The sequence below is a fragment of the Rhizorhabdus sp. GW822-FHT03C02 genome, assembly GCF_058801765.1.
The window spans coordinates 661,443-678,081 of sequence record NZ_JBXANN010000001.1; the positions used below are offsets into that span (position 1 = coordinate 661,443).

The window sequence follows — 16,639 nt, forward strand, 5'->3', positions numbered from 1 at the left end:
CCGAAGGTGGTGGAGGGGTTATGCAGAACCTCAACATCCGCGGTGGCTTTGGTGTCGGAAGACCCCTCCACCGCTACGCGGTCCCCCTCCCCAAAGCTGCGCTTCAGGGAGGATCGAAGGGCTACCCCCCGAATTTCGGCTTCGGCAGGCTCGCCAGCGCCGCGCTGCTCGCGACCATGAAACCGATCGTCAGCCACAGGAACGGCGCATAGCTGCCGACCTGGTCGAACACCGCCGAGGCCGCGAGCGGGCCGGTCGAGGTGCCGATCGACAAGGCGGTCAGCAGCCCGCCATACAGCCCGCCGAAGCTCTTCAGCCCGAAATGCTTGGTGGTCAGATAGACGATGACGTCGACCTCGGCGCCCAGTGTCACCCCGATCGTCAGCGCGGCGGCGGCCTGGCCGAGCGGGGTGGTGCCGACCGTCAGCAGCAGCAGGCATCCGATCGCCGGCAGCATGAACACCACCGCGCCGACCAGCGATCCACGCAGCCGGTCGAGCAGCAGCCCGGTGCCGATCCGCCCGGCGATCGACGACAGCCCGATCAGCGAGGCGATGCTCGCCGCCGCCATCTTGTCGGCGCCGCGATCGGTCAGGATCGGGATGAAATGGACCACCAGCGCGATGATCGTGAAGGTGAACAACAGGCTGGCGAGCAGCAGCCGCCAGTAGATCGACGAGCGCAACCCCTCGCCGAGCTCGACCCCGCTCAGCACCCGCCGCGCCTCGATCGGCCCGGCGTTGCGCGGCTTGTCGTGCGCGCCGCGGAAGAAGATCAGGATCACCGGAAAGGCGATCGCCGCCCAGATCGCCCCTTCGATCGCGATCGCCTTCTGCCAGCCATAGGAGGCGATCAGCGCGGTCCCGAGCAGCGGGAACACCGCGATCGCCACCGACGCGCCGCACAGGGTGATCGCGAAGGCGAGGCCGCGCGACGCCTCGAACCGGGTCGCGACCGCGCTCGTCCACACCGTCGCCTGCACCGGCAGCGTCGCCACCGCGAGCAGCCCCCACAGCGCATACCAGTTGAGGCTGGTGCCGGTGGCGGTGCTCAGCGCGGCGAATGCGCCGGTGGTCAGCAGCACCCCGATCAGCCCGAACCGGCGTGGGCCATATTTGTCGACCAGCAGCCCGATCGGGATGCCGAACACCGCCTGGACCATCGTCGACAGCGTCAGCCCGATCGTCACCTGGGTCCGCGACCAGCCGAACGCATCGCTCAGCGGCTGGATGAACGGCCCAAGCCCATAGATATGGATGACGCTGGTCGCATAGCCGAGCGCGGCGGCGATCGGCAGCATATAATGAAGCCGCCACTCGGCGGCGGCGCTGCTCTGGCTCGTCGTCATCGGTCCCCCCGGATTGCCGTCTCGTTGTCGATGAGACGGTGACGCTTATTGCGGCGAAAGAAAAGGCGGTGGGGCCGGGGAGGGCGCACGATATCGCTCGGGCATGATGTGAGCGAACTCTGACCCGTCACCCCGGATTTATTCAGGGGTCCACCGGCCAACAGGCGATGACCCATAGCCTCGTTCATCAGCCTCGAAAGCCATCACCCAGCTTCGCGGTGGACCCCGGAACAGGTCCGGGGTGACGAAGAAAGTCAATGCTGCCCGCCCTCGACCTCCGCGAACGCCAGGCCGTCATCGACAACCCCTGCCACGGCCAGCGCGGCCGCCTCGTCCCCCTGCATCTGGCGATATTCGCGCGGCGCGACCCCGAAGCGCATCTTGAACATCCGGCTGAAATGCGCGCTGCTCTTGAAGCCCGCCATATAGGCGATCTCGCTGATCGAATAATGCTGCATCTTGCCGTCCTGCAGCCAGTCGCGCGAGGTCGCCATCCGCCGTTCCCACACCAGGTTGGAGAAGGACAGGTCGTGCTTCTTCAGGATATGGCACAAATAGCGCAGCGAGATGCCGCAGCGATCGGCGACCATCTTCTGGTTGAGGTCGGGGTTCGAGAAATTCTGGTTGATATAGCGGGTGATGTCCGAGATCCGCTTGTCGGCGATCGACGGCCGCGCCACCGGGTTGCCGAGCACCCGCGCCACCGTCTTGCTGAGCCCGGCGAGCAGCGTCTCGGCCATCTGCTCGGCGATGTCGGGGTCGATGTCGGCATCTTCCTCGAACAGCAACGTGAGCATCCGCTCCATCACCGCGATGTCGCCCTTCGACGCCGGGATCGGCTTGCCGACCTCGGCATTCTCGCCGATCACCGCGTAGAGCTTGTGCGACGGCACCACCAGATGCATCGCGTCGAGTACGCCGCCGTCGTCGGGGGTCAGCTCCATGAAGAACGCCTTCGACGAGCGGGTGATCATGCATTCGTGCGGGTTGACGACATGGCGGGTGCCGGCGTGCGAAACCGCGATCTGCCCGCGCCGGACGAACCAGAACACGGTGACGTTGGTCTTGTCCTTGCGGATATGCGCCCAGGACCGGCGGAAGGTCAGCCCCGACCGCGAGGTGAGCTGGTAGATCGCATATTCGCCGGGGGTGCTCTTCTCGATCCGCATGTCGACGTCGCGGCCCGACAGGCATTCGAGGTCGCCGTCATAATAGTCGCTGTTATGCTCGCCACGGAACTCGAACCGCCGATATTGGTGGTTGGCCGTGGTCATGTCGAAAGCCAGTACCGGCATCTCAAACCCTCCTTAAGCGCTCTGACGGCGGCTGTGACGCGAGGCTAGCATGGGCGAGGTGGCCTGTCATGGTCGCTGAATCATATTCAGCGATGCGGCGGGTCCGGATCGCCCATCCGGCCTTCATGCTCTCATCTTTACAGCAAAACCGCGCCATCGCCTAATCCCGAACGGCGTCGGCACCGCGCTTGCCGCTGATTGAACACCCATTTGATCAGGGCGGCTAAAGCCCGGATTCGGGCGGTTTGTCATGGTACAGCCCGCAACCGGGCGACTATTACCCCACGCCAGAACAACACGTCCGCTGCCCCGGGCAGCGCGACGGACAAATCAGGATCGGGTGGGAGCGGCTTATGGGTGGACAGGCGGAATCGGCAGGGGTGACCGGCGGGGCCGGCGAAGCGCCGGTCGTGCTGGTGACCGGCGCCAGCGCCGGGATCGGCGAGGCGGTGGTGCGCCGCTTCGCCCGCGCCGGCTACCGGATCGTCGCGGTCGCGCGCCGCAAGCCGCTGCTCGACGCGCTCGCCGCCGATCTGGCGGCCGAGGCCGAGGTCGCGACCCTCGCGATCGACGTCGCCGCGCCCGACAGCGCCGACAGGGCGATCGCCTTCGCGATCGAGCGTTTCGGCCGGCTCGACTGCCTCGTCAACAATGCCGGATCGGGCCGCTGGGCGCCGGTCCACGCGACCGACGACGCCGCGATCGACGAGGTGATCGACATCAGCATGAAGGCGCCGTTCCGCTTCGCCCGCGCCGCGCTGGGGGTGATGGGGCCGGGGTCGTCGATCATCAATGTCGGGTCGGTGTTCGGCATGGTCGGCGGGCTCGACGGCGGCATCTATTGCGTGGTCAAGGCCGGGCTGATCGGGCTGACCCAGACGCTCGCCGCGCAATATGGCGCCGCCGGCATCCGCAGCAACCTGGTGGCGCCGGGGGTGATCAAGACCGACATGACCCGCGCCGCCTGGGATGCCGAACCCTTTCAGCGGCTCAACCGCGAAATGACCCCCTCCGACCGCGAGGGCACCACCGACGACGTCGCCAACGCGATCCATTTCCTCGCCTCGCCCGATGCCGGCTATATCAACGGCCAGAGCATCGCGCTCGACGGCGGCTGGGCGACGACCAAATATCTGAGCATCGATGCGCTGCTCGCCGAACGCGTCGCCCCATTGGTGCAGCAGGCGGCGGTGGCCTGAGCGGAAAGGACGGACGATGGCATCGGTAGAAGTCGAAGAGGCCGCGGTCTGCCCGATGGGCGCCGGCACGCTGCTCGCGCAAGGATCGCTCACCGATCCCGAGATCTCGGCGCGGCCCAAGGCCTATTATGACGCGATGCGCGCCGAGGACCCGGTCCATTATGACGAGAAGCTCAAAATGTATCTCGTCTCGCGCTACGAGGATATCCAGACGATCCAGCGCGATCCGATCACCTTCTCGGTCCAGCACGGCTATAGCGAACAATATGCCAAGGGCTTCGCCGCCGAGTTCAAGGAGATATTGATCCGCGACGGCGGCGGCTTCTTCCCCGACGCGATCATGAGCGATCCGCCCTATCACACCCGCATCCGCAAGCTGATGGACCACGCCTTCTCGGCGCACCGGGTCAAGCAGCTCGAACCCGGCATCCGCGACATCATCGTCGACGTGATCGAGGGAATCGCCGACAAGGGCGCGGCCGATGCGGTGAAGGACTTCTCGGTGCCGATCACGATCCGGGTGATCTGCGAGCAGCTCGGCCTCGACAGCTACCAGGCCGACAAGATCCAGAGCTGGTCGCTCGCGGTCACCGCCCAGATCGGGCGGATGCAGAATCGCGAGCAGATGCTCGAAAACGCCCGCGAGATCTGCGAGCTGCAAAACTACCTGATCGCCCAGATCAGGGATCGCGAGACCAACCCCGGCGAGGACATGATCTCCGATCTGGTCCACGCCACCACCGACGATCCCGAAAACCCCAAGCTGACCTTCGCCGAGATCGTCTCGCTGGTCCGCGCGCTGCTGATCGCCGGCAACGAGACCACCGCGACCGCGATGACCAACCTCATGTACATTCTCGCGACCCAGCCCGACGTGCTCGACCTGCTCCAGGCGTCGGCCGACGACGACCGGCTGATGTCGCGCTTCGTCGAGGAACTGCTGCGGATCGAACCGCCGGTGCGCGGCCTGTCGCGGATGACCACCAAGGAGGTCGAACTTGGCGGCAAGCTGCTCCCCAAGGGCGCGCATCTGCTGCTGATGTACGCTTCGGCCAACGACCAGGAGGATGTCTTCGCCTGTCCGCGCCGGTTCGACATGGAACGCAGCAATCTCGGCCGCCACGTCTCGTTCGGCGGCGGCCCGCACCGCTGCATCGGCCTGTCGCTCGCCCGCATGGAAATCCGCGTCGCCGCCCGCGAGGTCGTCCGCCGCCTGACCGACATCAAGCTCGCGATCGCGCCGGAGGATATCCACTATCTCCCCACCGTCGCCACCCATTCGATCGAGCGCCTGCCGGTCACCTTCGGGCGGCGGTGACCTTCTTCTAAAGCCTTCTCCCGCTTGCGGGAGAAGGTTTGGATGAGGGTCTTCTTCTGTTTCCTTCTTCTTCCCGTACATAAGAAGCAGAAGGCAGAAGACCCTCACCCAGCCTCTCCCGCAAGCGGGAGAGGGGTAAGTAACCCAACGGGAGTCTGATTTGACCCAGGAACTGGCGGGCAAGGTCGCCATCATCACCGGCGGTGCCGGCGGCATCGGCCGGGCGACCGTCGAGACCTTCGTCGCCGAGGGCGCGAAGATACTGGTGTCCGACGTCGACGACGCGGCCGGCGCCGCGCTCGCGGCCTCGCTCGGCCCGAACGCGCAGTACCAGCATGCCGACGTCTCGGTCGCCGCCGACATCCAGGCGCTGGTCGACACCGCGGTCGCGCGCTTCGGCGGGCTCGACATCATGGTCAACAATGCCGGCATCTCGGGCGCGCGCTTCGCCCAGTTCCTCGACGACGATCTCGAGGATTTCCACAAGGTGATCGGCATCAACCTCTACGGGGTGATGATCGGCAGCCAGCGCGCCGGACGGTACATGGCCCGGCATGGCGGCGGGGTGATCATCAACAACGCCTCGATCGCCGGAATCATGGCCGGCCAGGCACTGATGAGCTACCGCGCGTCGAAGGCGGCAGTGATCCACCTCACCAAGTCGCTGGCGATCGACCTCGCCAAGCACGGCATCCGCGTCAACTGCCTGGCGCCCGGCCATATCCGCACCCCGATCGCCCAGATGGGGCCCGCCGACATGGCCGACGACGTCGCCGCGCGGGTCGAGCGCGCGCTTCAGCCGGTGTGGGATTCGAACAAGCCCTATAAGCGGCAGGGGATTCCCGAGGATGTCGCGCAGGCGGCTTTGTTCCTCGCGAGCGACCGCGCCGCCCAGATCACCGGCGCGATCCTGCCGGTCGACGGCGGCATCTCGGCCGGCGATCCGGTCAACCATCTCGAGGAACTGCTCGCGACCCAGGCCGCGGTGCTCGCCGAAGGAGACTATGCGAAATGACGGGGCTCAAGGTCATCTTCGTCGAGGACGACGGCACGGTAAGGGCGCTCGACGACCTGACCCCCGGCCAGTCGCTGATGGAGGCCGGCCGCGAACATGATGTCGCCGGCATCCTCGGCGACTGCGGCGGCGCCTGCGCCTGCGCGACCTGCCATGTCTATATCGACCCCGACTGGATCGACCGCGTCGGCCCGCCCGACGATGTCGAGGCCGAGATGCTCGACATGGTCGCCGACGTCCGCAAGGACGACAGCCGTCTCGCCTGCCAGATCCGCCTGCGTGCAGAGCTCGACGGGTTGAGCGTGCGGGTCGCGCCGCTGGGGTGAACACTTTCACATCACTGCGGACATGATCCCATAGGCGCCAACATAACCGTCGCCCCGCACTTGTTGCGGGGTCCATGGCTGGCGCGTCGGGCGTCATGGCTGGAGGAAGTCGAGCACGGTAATGCTGCGTCCGGTCCTCGACGATGGCCTGCGCGGCAACAGCCATGGACCCCGCAACAAGTGCGGGGCGACGATAGGGGGAATAACCCGCCGTAAATTATGGCCCATGGGATCAAGTCCGGGATGACGGATGAGCCTGCCGCTGTCGCCGGGCTGGCGCGCAGTCGGCACCTATGCCAGCATCCGCGCATAGCCAGGGCAGGGGGCCACATGCCGCACATCGACCGACGCCAGCTCACCGCCGCGCTGCTCGCGCTCCCGGCCGCCGCATCGCGCCCCACCCGCGCGCTTGCCGCCGCCGCGCCCGCTTATCCCCCGCTCCCCCAGCCCGACCCCAAGCTCTGGCACATCGACACCGCCCCCACGACCGAAGGCTTCGCCGACGGCCCCGGCGGCAAGCTCTACCACCGCGTCTATGGCAAGCCCGGCCGTACCCCGCTGATCGCGCTCCATGGCGGCCCCGCCGCGGGCGAGCTCTATATGCGGCCTTATGCCGGGCTCGCCGCCGATCGCCAGGTCGTCCTCTACGATCAGGGCGGCTGCGGACAGTCGGCACGGATGGCCGAACTCTCGCGCTACACGCTCGACTATTATGTCGCCGAACTCGATGCGCTGCGCCGCCATCTCGGCTTCGACAAGATCGTCCTGCTCGGCCATAGCTGGGGCGGTATCCTCGCGCCGGCCTATGCCGCGGCCCATCCCGACCATGTCGCTGCCCTCGTCATCGCCGGCTCGGCGCCGCGCTGGGCCGATTTCACCGAAGCGGGCGCCTTGTGGCTCAAGGACATGGGGCCCGCCGCCGAGGCTTTGGTCGCCAAGGCCAATGCCGGCCAGCTCGCCGCCGACGATCCGGCTTACGGCGCCTTCATGCAGGCCTATTATAGCCGCCATCTCTGCCGGCTCGATCCTTGGCCGGCCTTCCTCAACGAGGCCGGCGAGGCGCTCGCGCACAACCCGCTCTACGCCTATCTCAATGGGCCGAGCGAATTCCAGTTCACCGGCGCCTTCGCCGGCCTCGATGTCAGCGCCCAGCTGCGTTCGCTGCGCGTGCCGCTGCTCGCCACTTGCGGCGAATATGACGAAGGCCCGCCCGCGGTCGCCGCGAAGATCGTCGCCCTCGCGCGCCATGCGACGCTCCACGCCTTCTCCGGCCTGTCGCACATGTCGCACATCGAGGACCCCGCCCGGGTGATCGGCGTGACCGGCGCGTTTTTGCAGAACCTATAGCCCTCAACCTTTCCGTTCGTGTCGAGCGTAGTCGAGACATGTTCCGCAACCTCGAGATGGCGTGCAGGGTGTCTCGACTTCGCTCGACACGAACGGGGGTTATGGGGGCAGAGTCGGGACGTTTACCCCTTCACGGATATAATCCACCGGTCGCCGACCTGCTGCAATATATCCAGCGGCACCCGCCCCGACGCCAGCACCGCCTCGTGGAAGTCGGCAATCCGGAACCGCGCCCCCAGCGCCGCCTTCGCCTTCTCGCGAATCCCGGTGAACACCGAATGGCCGATCTTGTAGCTGCACGCCTGCCCCGGGGTCGAACAATAGCGCTCGACCTCGCGCGCCGCGAAACCCGGCGCCTCGCCGTCCTGCTCGACGAAATAGGCGACCGCCTTGTCGCGGCTCCACCCCAGCGTGTGGATGCCGGTGTCGACGACGCAGCGATTGGCGCGGAACAGCTGGAATTTGAGGTAGCCGAGCCGCCCGAGCGGATCGTCGTCATACATCCCCATCTCGTCGGCGAGCTGCTCGGCATAGAGCGCCCAGCCTTCGCCATAGCCCGAAAAGCCGCCGGTCTTGCGGATCATCGGCAGGCCCGCGTTCGACAGCGCCAGCCCGCCCTCCATCTGATGCCCAGGCAGCCCCTCATGATAGACCGTCGTCGCCAGGCAGAAGCGCGGCCATTCGGCGCTGTCGTGCAGGTTGAAATAGACGAGGCCCGGCCGCGATCCGTCGATCGCCGGCGCCTGCGAGAAAGCCGATGCCGCGCCCGCCTCGGTCTGTGGCGGCACCCGTCGCACCTCGAACTGGTAGGACGGCAACCGCTTGAAATAACCGGGCAGCTTCGCCCGGATCGCCGCCAGCCGCTCGTTGCAGTAACCGATCGCCTGCCGCTTGCCGTCGTCGGTGTTCGGATAGAGCTGATCGGCATTCTTGTAGAGCGCCGCCATCCGCTCGCCGACCGTCCCCTTGGTGAAGCCCTGGGCTTTCAACAGCCCGTCGAGCCGCGCGCTTATCATCTTCGCCTGGTCGAGCCCGAAGCGGTGGACCTCGGCCGGGCTCAGCTTCGTCGTCGTCGTGTTGTGGAGCGCGACCTCGTAAAAGGCCGGCCCCTGCGGCCGTGTCGACAGCCCGGCATCGGACGTCGCCTTCGCCCGCATCGCCTTCGCCTGCGCGATCTGCCGGTCGAGCGCCGGCAGCACATGCGCGTTATAGATCGCCGCCGCATCCTTGCCATAGCCGTCGCCCAGCCCCTTGGCGGCGGCGCGCTTCGCGATCGAGCCGACCACCAGCGCCTGGTCGGCGGGGGTGCGCAGCTTGGCCATCTGCGCCAGCGTCAGGTCGAGGATGAAGTCGGGCGGGATCATCCCCAGCCCGGCATCATGCGCCATCCGCCCGGTCTCGGCATCGAGCTGCGCCCCGAACGCGGTCAGTCGCGCCAGATAGGCGTCGGCATCCTCCTTCGTCTCGACCTTGTGCTTGGTGTCGAGGAAATCGGGCACGCTCTGATAGGCGCCGGTGATCTGGCTGACGACATAGGGCGACGGGCCATAGCCGCTGCCGCCGAAATCATAGCCCTGCACCGCCGCCGCGGATTCACGGGTATAGCGCACGACATCATAATCGAGCCGGTCGGCGGCCGAGAGCTTCGCCGTGTCGATCTTCGCCAACCGCGCCAGCTGATCCCCGGTCTGCGCCTTCGCCGCTGCGCGGCCGGCATCCGACGCATCGCTGAGCTTGTAGCGCAGCCCCGCATTCGCCCCCTTGTCGAGCCCGAGCTGGGTCGCGCTCTCGGGTCGCAACTGCAGCCCCTCTTGGAAGAAGGAGTCGAACAGCGCCGCCAGCTCGGGCGAGCGGGCAGGGGCCGCTGCGGTCTGCGCGAACAGCATATCGGGCAGGGCGGCACAGACGGCGCTCGCGGCCGCGGAGGCCAGGAACTGACGACGATCGAGCATGGGGGGACTCCGGGCAAAGCGCTACGATATGGCGATATTCGGCTTCGGCCTAGCCGTTCCGAACGCGCGCTACGGCATTCGCTTATTCGATGTCTTTTCGTCTCCCCAGCGCAGGCTGGGGTCCATGTCTCTCGCCTCTTCGACCCACCCGCACCCCATCTCCACACCCTCGGCCCACGCCGGATCTCACCCGGTCGTGATCCGCACGGTGCAGCCATAGAGCGTCCAGCCGGCATAGGACGACAGCGCTATCTCGGTCTTGCTGGCGCCGGTCTCGAAATTGAGATCATATTTGCCCGAACTCGGATCGATCGTCACGATCTGGACCGGAGAATCCGAGATCCAGTGACCGCTTTTGCTGTTCGGTTCGCTCGCGAAGGTGAATTTGGTCTTCTCGGTGTGCACCGAGGCGAACAGCTTCGGCGGCGAGTCGGTCGAATAGCGCGGCTTCGCGTCGCAGGATAACCGGTGAAGCTTGCCCTTTTGATTGCTCAGCGGCGCGATGGTCAGGAGGATGCCGCCATTGTCGTCCATCGGCCTGACCATCGGCTCGCCCGGGGGGCTCTTGCCCAGCACGACCTGCCCGCTGCGGGCATCGACGTCGACCGCATTGTGAAAGAGGATGAACGCCTCGGCGACCTTCCCGTCGGCGGTCTTGACGCGGTACCACGGGTGGTGGAGCGACAGATTATAGGGAAGGGCGGGGATTTCTTCCGCTTTTGTCGCATAGCTTTCATAAGACGGTGCGGCGATCGCCGTCGACGCCATCAATATGCCCGATGACAACATCCATACCGTATGCTTGACGATATTGCGCATCTTTGCCTCCTCCCCCAAGACGCCATGGAAGAATGACATTGCACGCAAAACGGTGCAAGCGTCTCGCAACGCGGATGTTCGAACCGCAACGTTACGTATCTTGCTTCATCATGTCGTTTCTGGAGATTGGGCGGCGAAGCTTTTTTCGCCGCCATCCCGGATCTGTCCCAAAGACGCCGACTTGCGAGCTATCCCTTCCCTCGCCGCTCCGGGCTTGGCCCGGAATCTCTTTGTCTTTGGCAGGGGGAAGAAGAAGGGAAATCCGGATCACGTCCGGGATGACGGGCTTTGTCAGCGTCCACGGGACGTGTTCCGGTGTCCACCGGGCCACGAGCGCAACGGCCAGCAAGCCGGGCGTTGCCCGCGCAGCGGACCCGGTTCCGTTGGCCGCTACCACCTCGGCGCCGGCAATCTGTGAATCTCGTCGCGCAGATGGAGCGGAGTGCGGCCCCATGCCGGGTCACAGGACGCGCTTGATATCGGTCTGCGAAAAATCGTCGCCCTTGAACAGCAAGGGCTCGCCCGTTGCCTTGGCGAGCGCGTAGGCGAAGCAATCGCCGAAGTTGAGGCCCGCCGCGTGCCGCCCCTTGCCGAACTGCACGAACGCCGCGATGGCGAGCCTGGCTTGATCGTCGTCATGGGGAACGATCACCAGTTCCAGCCTTTCGATCAGCGCCTGCATTTGCTCCAGACCCGCCTGTCCCCGGCGGCCCAGCGCGACCATGCTCGCCTCGACACGGGTCGGCGCGCTGAGCAGGCGGTTGGGGGCCATCCTGATCGCGTTCCGGAACGCGGCCTCCTCCGGCTCGCCTCCCAGGATCGCGATGAGCGCGGAACTGTCGACCACCATCAGAGCGACACATCAGGTGGAATCAGCTGATGGCGCGCAGATCGCGGCCGATCAGGAGGGAAGGCCATGGTCGTCATAGCCCATGATTTCGTCATCGGTTCGCGCGTCCAGCACCGGCAGCGCTTTGAAACGGGCAATGATGTCGTCGATCGCCGCATCGTCCCAAGGCTGCTTGCCGCGCTTGAGCTGCTCGTCACGCAGCCTGAGCCGAAGCGCGCCACGCACCGCCTCGGTCAGGCTTTCTCCGGTCAGGCTCGCGATCTGGCGCGCGAGGCTGTCGGTTTCCGGGTCCTTCAGACTGAGCGCCATCGCCTCATCCCGTATATAAATAGGGCCTTTTTATATATAGTGCTGCTATGGCCGTCGAGGCGAAATCGTCGGGCGGAGGCCCGGCGCGACGTTACCCCGCACGATTGCCCATCGCCTCGCCAAGCCGCACCGCCCGCTCCGGCGCCCAGTCGGGGTTGAAGCTGATCACGTCTCGCCCGAACAGCATCACGATCGTCGATCCGAGCAGGAACCGCCCCATCTCCTCGCCCTTCTTCAGCACGATGTCCTGCCCGGCATAGGTCCATTCGGACGGCTTGCCGGTGCGCTTCGCGTTGACCACCCCGTGCCACACCGTCGCCATGCTGCCGACGATGGTGGCGCCGACCAGCACCATCGCGAACGGCCCATGCTCCGCGGATTCGAACAGGCACACCACCCGCTCGTTGCGCGCGAACAGCCCGGGTACCCCGCGCGCGGTGACCGGATTGACCGAGAACAGCGCCCCCGGGACATGGATCATCCGCACCAGTCGGCCGTCGCACGGCATGTGCAGCCGGTGATAATCGCGCGGCGACAGATAGAGATTGGCGAAGCTGCCATGGCGGAATGGCGCCGCCAGTCCGGCATCGCCGCCGAGCAGATCGGTGGTGGTGAAACGATGCCCCTTGGCCTGGATGATGTGATGGTCGTCGATCGCCCCGAACTGGCTGATCGCGCCGTCGACCGGGCAGAGGAAATCGGCGTCCGCCGGCGGCCGCGCTCCGGCCCTGAGTGGCCGGGTGAAGAAGGCGTTGAAGCTCGTATAGCTGCCGATGTCCGGATCGGCGGCCTCGGCCATGTCGACGCCATAGCGGCCGACGAACCAGCGGATCGCGCGCGTCGTCACCGAACCGGCCTGCGCTTCGGCGAGGCGGCCGGCGAGGGCGGTCAGCGCCTGTTTGGGCAGCGCATATTGCAGAAGGACTTTCAGACGATCGGACAAGGCAAACCTCTCGATGCGCGCCCGCTGTTGCGGCTGCGCTACCGACCGCTCGGAACCGGCCGATGATGGCGGACATCGATAAGCGGAACCCCGCGCGCGTGGGAAACGAAATCTGCGGGGTGCGCCGCGTGCGGCGCCAAAATGCCGCAACGGCAAATGCTTGTTCGTCGATCGGATCGGGGATCGCAGCCATCGCAGGATCGATGCTTTGCAGCACACCCGATCGCCAGGCGTCCATGCTGCTTTTTGCCCATATCCCGCGCCTTGCCACTGGGCTTTGCTTGGCGTAGGCGGGGCCTATTCAGCCTCCCGACCGGTTGACGATGCAGGTTGGTGGCGCTGCCTTCAGTTCCGTGCACTTCAGACGTTGGGATCGCGATGACCGCTTACCTCGATTATCTCGCCGAAATCGAAACCCGAGCCACGCAGGGGCTCGCGCCCAAGCCGATCGACGACGGTGGGCTCATCGACGCCATCATCGTCCTGATCCAGGATGAAGCCAGCGAGCATCGCGCCGGCGCCCTCAAATTCTTCATCTACAACACGCTGCCCGGCACGACGAGCGCGGCGGTCGCCAAGGCGGCCTTCCTCAAGCGGATCATCCTGGGCGACGCGATCGTCCCGGAGATCACCCCCGCCTTCGCGCTCGAACTCCTGTCGCACATGAAGGGCGGCCCTTCGATCGACGTGTTGCTCGACATCACCCTCGGCGACGACCCCGCGCTCGCCGAACAGGCGGGCGAGGTGCTCAAGACCCAGGTCTTCCTCTACGACGCCGACATGGCCCGTCTGCGCGACGCCCATCTGACCGGCAATGCGGTCGCGACCGGCATTCTCGAAAGCTATGCCAGGGCCGAATTCTTCACCAAGCTCCCCGAGGTCGAGGACGAGATCGAGGTCGTCACCTTCATCGCCGGCGAAGGCGATATCTCGACCGACCTCCTGTCGCCCGGCAACCAGGCGCATTCGCGGTCGGACCGCGAGCTGCACGGCCAGTGCATGATCTCGCCCGAGGGCCAGCAGGCGATCGTCGCGCTCAAGGCGCAGCACCCCGGCAAGCGGGTGATGATGATCGCCGAAAAGGGCACGATGGGCGTCGGCTCGTCGCGCATGTCCGGCGTCAACAATGTCGCGCTGTGGACCGGCAAGCAGTCGAGCCCCTATGTGCCCTTCGTCAACTATGCGCCGGTCGTCGCGGGCACCAACGGCATCTCGCCGATCTTCGGGACCACCGTCGACGTGACCGGCGGCATCGGCATCAACCTGAAGAACTGGGTCAAGAAGACCGGCGACGACGGCAAGCCGATCATCAACAATGACGGCAACCCGGTGCTCGAGGAGAAATTCTCGGTCGAAACCGGCACCGTCCTGAAGATCGACGTGAAGAACAAGACGCTGCGCGACGAAAATGGCGCGGAACTGGTCGACGTCGCCGCCGCCTTCACCCCGCAGAAGATGGAGTTCATGAAGGCGGGCAGCTCCTATGCCATCGTCTTCGGCAAGAAGCTCCAGACCTTCGCCGCGCAGACCCTCGGCATCGAACCGACCCCGGTCTATGCTCCGAACAAGGAGATCAGCATCGAGGGCCAGGGCCTGACCGCGGTCGAGAAGATCTTCAACCGCAACGCCGTCGGCGTCACCCCGGGCAAGCTGCTGCACGCTGGATCGGACGTGCGGGTCAAGGTCAACATCGTCGGTTCGCAGGACACCACCGGGCTGATGACCGCGCAGGAGCTCGAGGCGATGGCGGCGACCGTCATCTCGCCGCTGGTCGATGGCGCCTATCAGTCGGGCTGCCACACCGCCTCGGTCTGGGACAAGAAGGCGCAGGCCAACATCCCCAAGCTGATGTCGTTCATGAACAATTTCGGCCTGATCACCGCCCGCGATCCGAAGAATGTCTATCATGCGATGACCGACGTCATCCACAAGGTGCTCAACGACATCACCGTCGACGACTGGGCGATCATCATCGGCGGCGACAGCCACACCCGCATGTCGAAGGGCGTGGCGTTCGGCGCGGACTCGGGCACCGTCGCGCTGGCGCTGGCCACCGGCGAGGCGACCATGCCGATCCCGCAGTCGGTCAAGGTGACCTTCAAGGGCAGCATGCAGCCGCATATGGACTTCCGCGATGTGGTCCACGCCACCCAGGCGCAGATGCTCCAGCAGTGCGGCGACAATGTCTTCCAGGGCCGGATCATCGAAGTCCATCTCGGCACGCTGCTCGCCGACCAGGCCTTCACCTTCACCGACTGGACCGCCGAGATGAAGGCCAAGGCCTCGATCTGCATCTCGCAGGACGAAACGCTGATCGAGTCGCTGGAAATCGCCAAGTCGCGCATCCAGATCATGATCGACAAGGGCATGGACAATGCGGCCGGCACGCTCAAGGGCCTGATCGCCAAGGCCGATAGCCGCATCGCCGAGATCCGGATGGGCGAAAAGCCCGCGCTCACCCCCGATGCCGACGCGAAATATTTCGCCGAGGTCGTCGTCGATCTCGACCTGATCGACGAGCCGATGATCGCCGATCCCGACGTCAACAACGCCGACGTGTCGAAGCGCTACACCCATGACACGATCCGCCCGGTGTCCTATTATGGCGGCACCAAGAAGGTCGATCTCGGCTTCGTCGGATCGTGCATGGTGCACAAGGGCGACATGAAGATCGTCGCGCAGATGCTCCGTAACGTCGAGAAGGTCTCGGGCAAGGTGGAGTTCCAGGCGCCGCTGGTCGTCGCCGCACCGACCTACAACATCATCGACGAGCTCAAGGCCGAGGGCGACTGGGATATCCTCCAGAAATATTCGGGCTTCGAATTCGACGACGAGGCGCCGAAGACCGCGATCCGCACCGAATATGAGAATATCCTCTATCTTGAGCGGCCGGGCTGCAACCTGTGCATGGGCAACCAGGAAAAGGCCGCCAAGGGCGACACCGTCCTCGCCACCTCGACCCGCCTGTTCCAGGGCCGCGTTGTCGAGGACACCCCCGAAAAGAAGGGGGAGTCGCTGCTCGCCTCGACCCCGGTCGTGGTCCTCTCCGCGATCCTCGGCCGCACTCCGAGCGCCGAGGAATATCGCACCGCCGTCGAAGGCGTCGAACTGACCAAGTTCGCGCCGCCGAAGGCCGCGCAGATCGACCCCGCGCTGGTCCCGTTCTGAGCCGCGCGCCGGAAAGCGGGTGGCGCTTTCCGGCGCGGATATCCGGAGCGCGGGGCCGGCGTCTGACGTCATATGACGCGTTCCGGAGCAGACCATCTGATGGCATCGGATGGCCCACTCGAATTTTTGACCTGCCGTGATATGCGTCAGATCGGCCGACGCCACAGTGCGCGCCGTCACTGAGTGACTGAACAGGTGTCGTTGAGGCGCGTGTGGCTGCCCATGTACGGATCGACGACCTTGCTCATGTCGACAGAATAGCGGTCGACGAACCAGCATATGACGCGCGTCGTCACCGAACCGGTCTGCGCTTCGGCAAGGCGGCCGGCGAGGGGCAGTTCCTGATGTTCACGTTGTCGGACTAGGCAAGCTTCAGAAGGATCGCCCGCTGTTGCCTGTGCCACCGCATATATCCGACCGTTCGGGACCCGCCGATTATATCGGCGATAGATAATCGGAACATGGGGCAAGCGAGAAGCGAGATTTGCGTAGCCGGCCGCCACGGTGCGCAGCGTGCGGAAACGGCTGCTTCGCGCCAAAGTGACGCCATACCTTGTCGGCAATGGCCCGTCGCAGCACATCGGAATCGCCAGTTGTGCCGGTCGTGACGCCAACGTTAGCTCTCTCTCGATCAGGGCGGGAATACTCGAGCGTAACCTAACATCTTAGGTGGAATGCACCGATCTCAATTTCAGCGGCTTGGACCGAAATCTCACTTTCGGTCCACCTCGAAGATCGCTAGACTTTTAA

General features: G+C 65.5%; 14 protein-coding genes. 6 read left to right on the forward strand and 8 right to left on the reverse strand.

Translation table 11 applies throughout. The features are described from left to right. Nucleotides 1-121 precede the first annotated feature (121 nt). Together AC1RM6_RS02990 and AC1RM6_RS02995 are read right to left on the reverse strand one after the other, a co-directional pair. Nucleotides 122-1,348 (reverse strand): MFS transporter, encoded by a 1,227-nt coding sequence (locus tag AC1RM6_RS02990; RefSeq protein WP_493098109.1) that lies wholly within the window; start codon nucleotides 1,346-1,348, stop codon nucleotides 122-124. 254 nt (nucleotides 1,349-1,602) lie between these two features. Then, nucleotides 1,603-2,643 carry a helix-turn-helix transcriptional regulator gene (locus AC1RM6_RS02995; protein ID WP_493098110.1) on the reverse strand — a complete coding sequence of 347 codons (1,041 nt, stop codon included), beginning with the start codon at nucleotides 2,641-2,643 and terminating at the stop codon, nucleotides 1,603-1,605. 353 nt (nucleotides 2,644-2,996) lie between these two features. Between AC1RM6_RS02995 and AC1RM6_RS03000 the strand changes: the two genes are divergently transcribed. From AC1RM6_RS03000 to AC1RM6_RS03020, 5 genes are all read left to right on the forward strand, one after another. Next, on the forward strand, nucleotides 2,997-3,842 hold the full coding sequence (locus AC1RM6_RS03000) for an SDR family NAD(P)-dependent oxidoreductase (RefSeq protein WP_493098111.1): 846 nt from the start codon (nucleotides 2,997-2,999) through the stop codon (nucleotides 3,840-3,842). A gap of 16 nt (nucleotides 3,843-3,858) precedes the next feature. Continuing rightward, nucleotides 3,859-5,160: a cytochrome P450 gene (locus tag AC1RM6_RS03005; protein ID WP_493098112.1), complete on the forward strand. Its 1,302-nt coding sequence runs from the start codon at nucleotides 3,859-3,861 to the stop codon at nucleotides 5,158-5,160. A gap of 160 nt (nucleotides 5,161-5,320) precedes the next feature. Beyond that, on the forward strand, nucleotides 5,321-6,175 hold the full coding sequence (locus AC1RM6_RS03010; protein ID WP_493098113.1) for an SDR family NAD(P)-dependent oxidoreductase: 855 nt from the start codon (nucleotides 5,321-5,323) through the stop codon (nucleotides 6,173-6,175). Continuing rightward, a complete protein-coding gene (locus AC1RM6_RS03015) occupies nucleotides 6,172-6,501 on the forward strand; it encodes a 2Fe-2S iron-sulfur cluster-binding protein (RefSeq protein WP_493098114.1) in 330 nt (109 codons plus the stop codon). Before AC1RM6_RS03010 ends, AC1RM6_RS03015 begins: the two co-directional genes overlap by 4 nt. Before the next feature lie 330 nt (nucleotides 6,502-6,831). Further along, the gene (locus AC1RM6_RS03020; protein WP_493098115.1) at nucleotides 6,832-7,848 is read left to right on the forward strand and encodes a proline iminopeptidase-family hydrolase; all 1,017 of its coding nucleotides are present in this window, start codon (nucleotides 6,832-6,834) and stop codon (nucleotides 7,846-7,848) included. A gap of 122 nt (nucleotides 7,849-7,970) precedes the next feature. Here AC1RM6_RS03020 and AC1RM6_RS03025 read toward each other — a convergent pair whose 3' ends face one another. The 5 genes from AC1RM6_RS03025 to asd form a co-directional block, all read right to left on the reverse strand. Then, nucleotides 7,971-9,800: a DUF885 domain-containing protein gene (locus AC1RM6_RS03025; RefSeq protein ID WP_493098116.1), complete on the reverse strand. Its 1,830-nt coding sequence runs from the start codon at nucleotides 9,798-9,800 to the stop codon at nucleotides 7,971-7,973. 186 nt (nucleotides 9,801-9,986) lie between these two features. Continuing rightward, nucleotides 9,987-10,619, reverse strand: coding sequence for a hypothetical protein (locus tag AC1RM6_RS03030; RefSeq protein WP_493098117.1), 633 nt, complete (start codon nucleotides 10,617-10,619; stop codon nucleotides 9,987-9,989). Nucleotides 10,620-11,079: 460 nt separating this feature from the next. Further along, nucleotides 11,080-11,469 (reverse strand): type II toxin-antitoxin system VapC family toxin, encoded by a 390-nt coding sequence (locus AC1RM6_RS03035; protein ID WP_493098118.1) that lies wholly within the window; start codon nucleotides 11,467-11,469, stop codon nucleotides 11,080-11,082. A 51-nt stretch (nucleotides 11,470-11,520) separates the two neighbouring features. Further along, nucleotides 11,521-11,778, reverse strand: a complete 258-nt coding sequence (locus AC1RM6_RS03040; protein ID WP_493098119.1) for a type II toxin-antitoxin system VapB family antitoxin — start codon at nucleotides 11,776-11,778, stop codon at nucleotides 11,521-11,523. 91 nt (nucleotides 11,779-11,869) lie between these two features. Beyond that, nucleotides 11,870-12,721, reverse strand: coding sequence for an archaetidylserine decarboxylase (gene asd / locus AC1RM6_RS03045; protein WP_493098120.1), 852 nt, complete (start codon nucleotides 12,719-12,721; stop codon nucleotides 11,870-11,872). Nucleotides 12,722-13,099: 378 nt separating this feature from the next. Here asd and AC1RM6_RS03050 point away from each other — a divergent pair, with 378 nt between their 5' ends. Then, complete coding sequence (locus AC1RM6_RS03050) at nucleotides 13,100-15,889, forward strand: bifunctional aconitate hydratase 2/2-methylisocitrate dehydratase (protein WP_493098121.1); 2,790 nt, start codon at nucleotides 13,100-13,102, stop codon at nucleotides 15,887-15,889. Between the two features lie 176 nt (nucleotides 15,890-16,065). On the opposite strand, the gene AC1RM6_RS03055 is transcribed toward AC1RM6_RS03050, so the two are convergent. Further along, nucleotides 16,066-16,503 (reverse strand): hypothetical protein, encoded by a 438-nt coding sequence (locus AC1RM6_RS03055; protein WP_493098122.1) that lies wholly within the window; start codon nucleotides 16,501-16,503, stop codon nucleotides 16,066-16,068. Nucleotides 16,504-16,639: the final 136 nt, after the last annotated feature.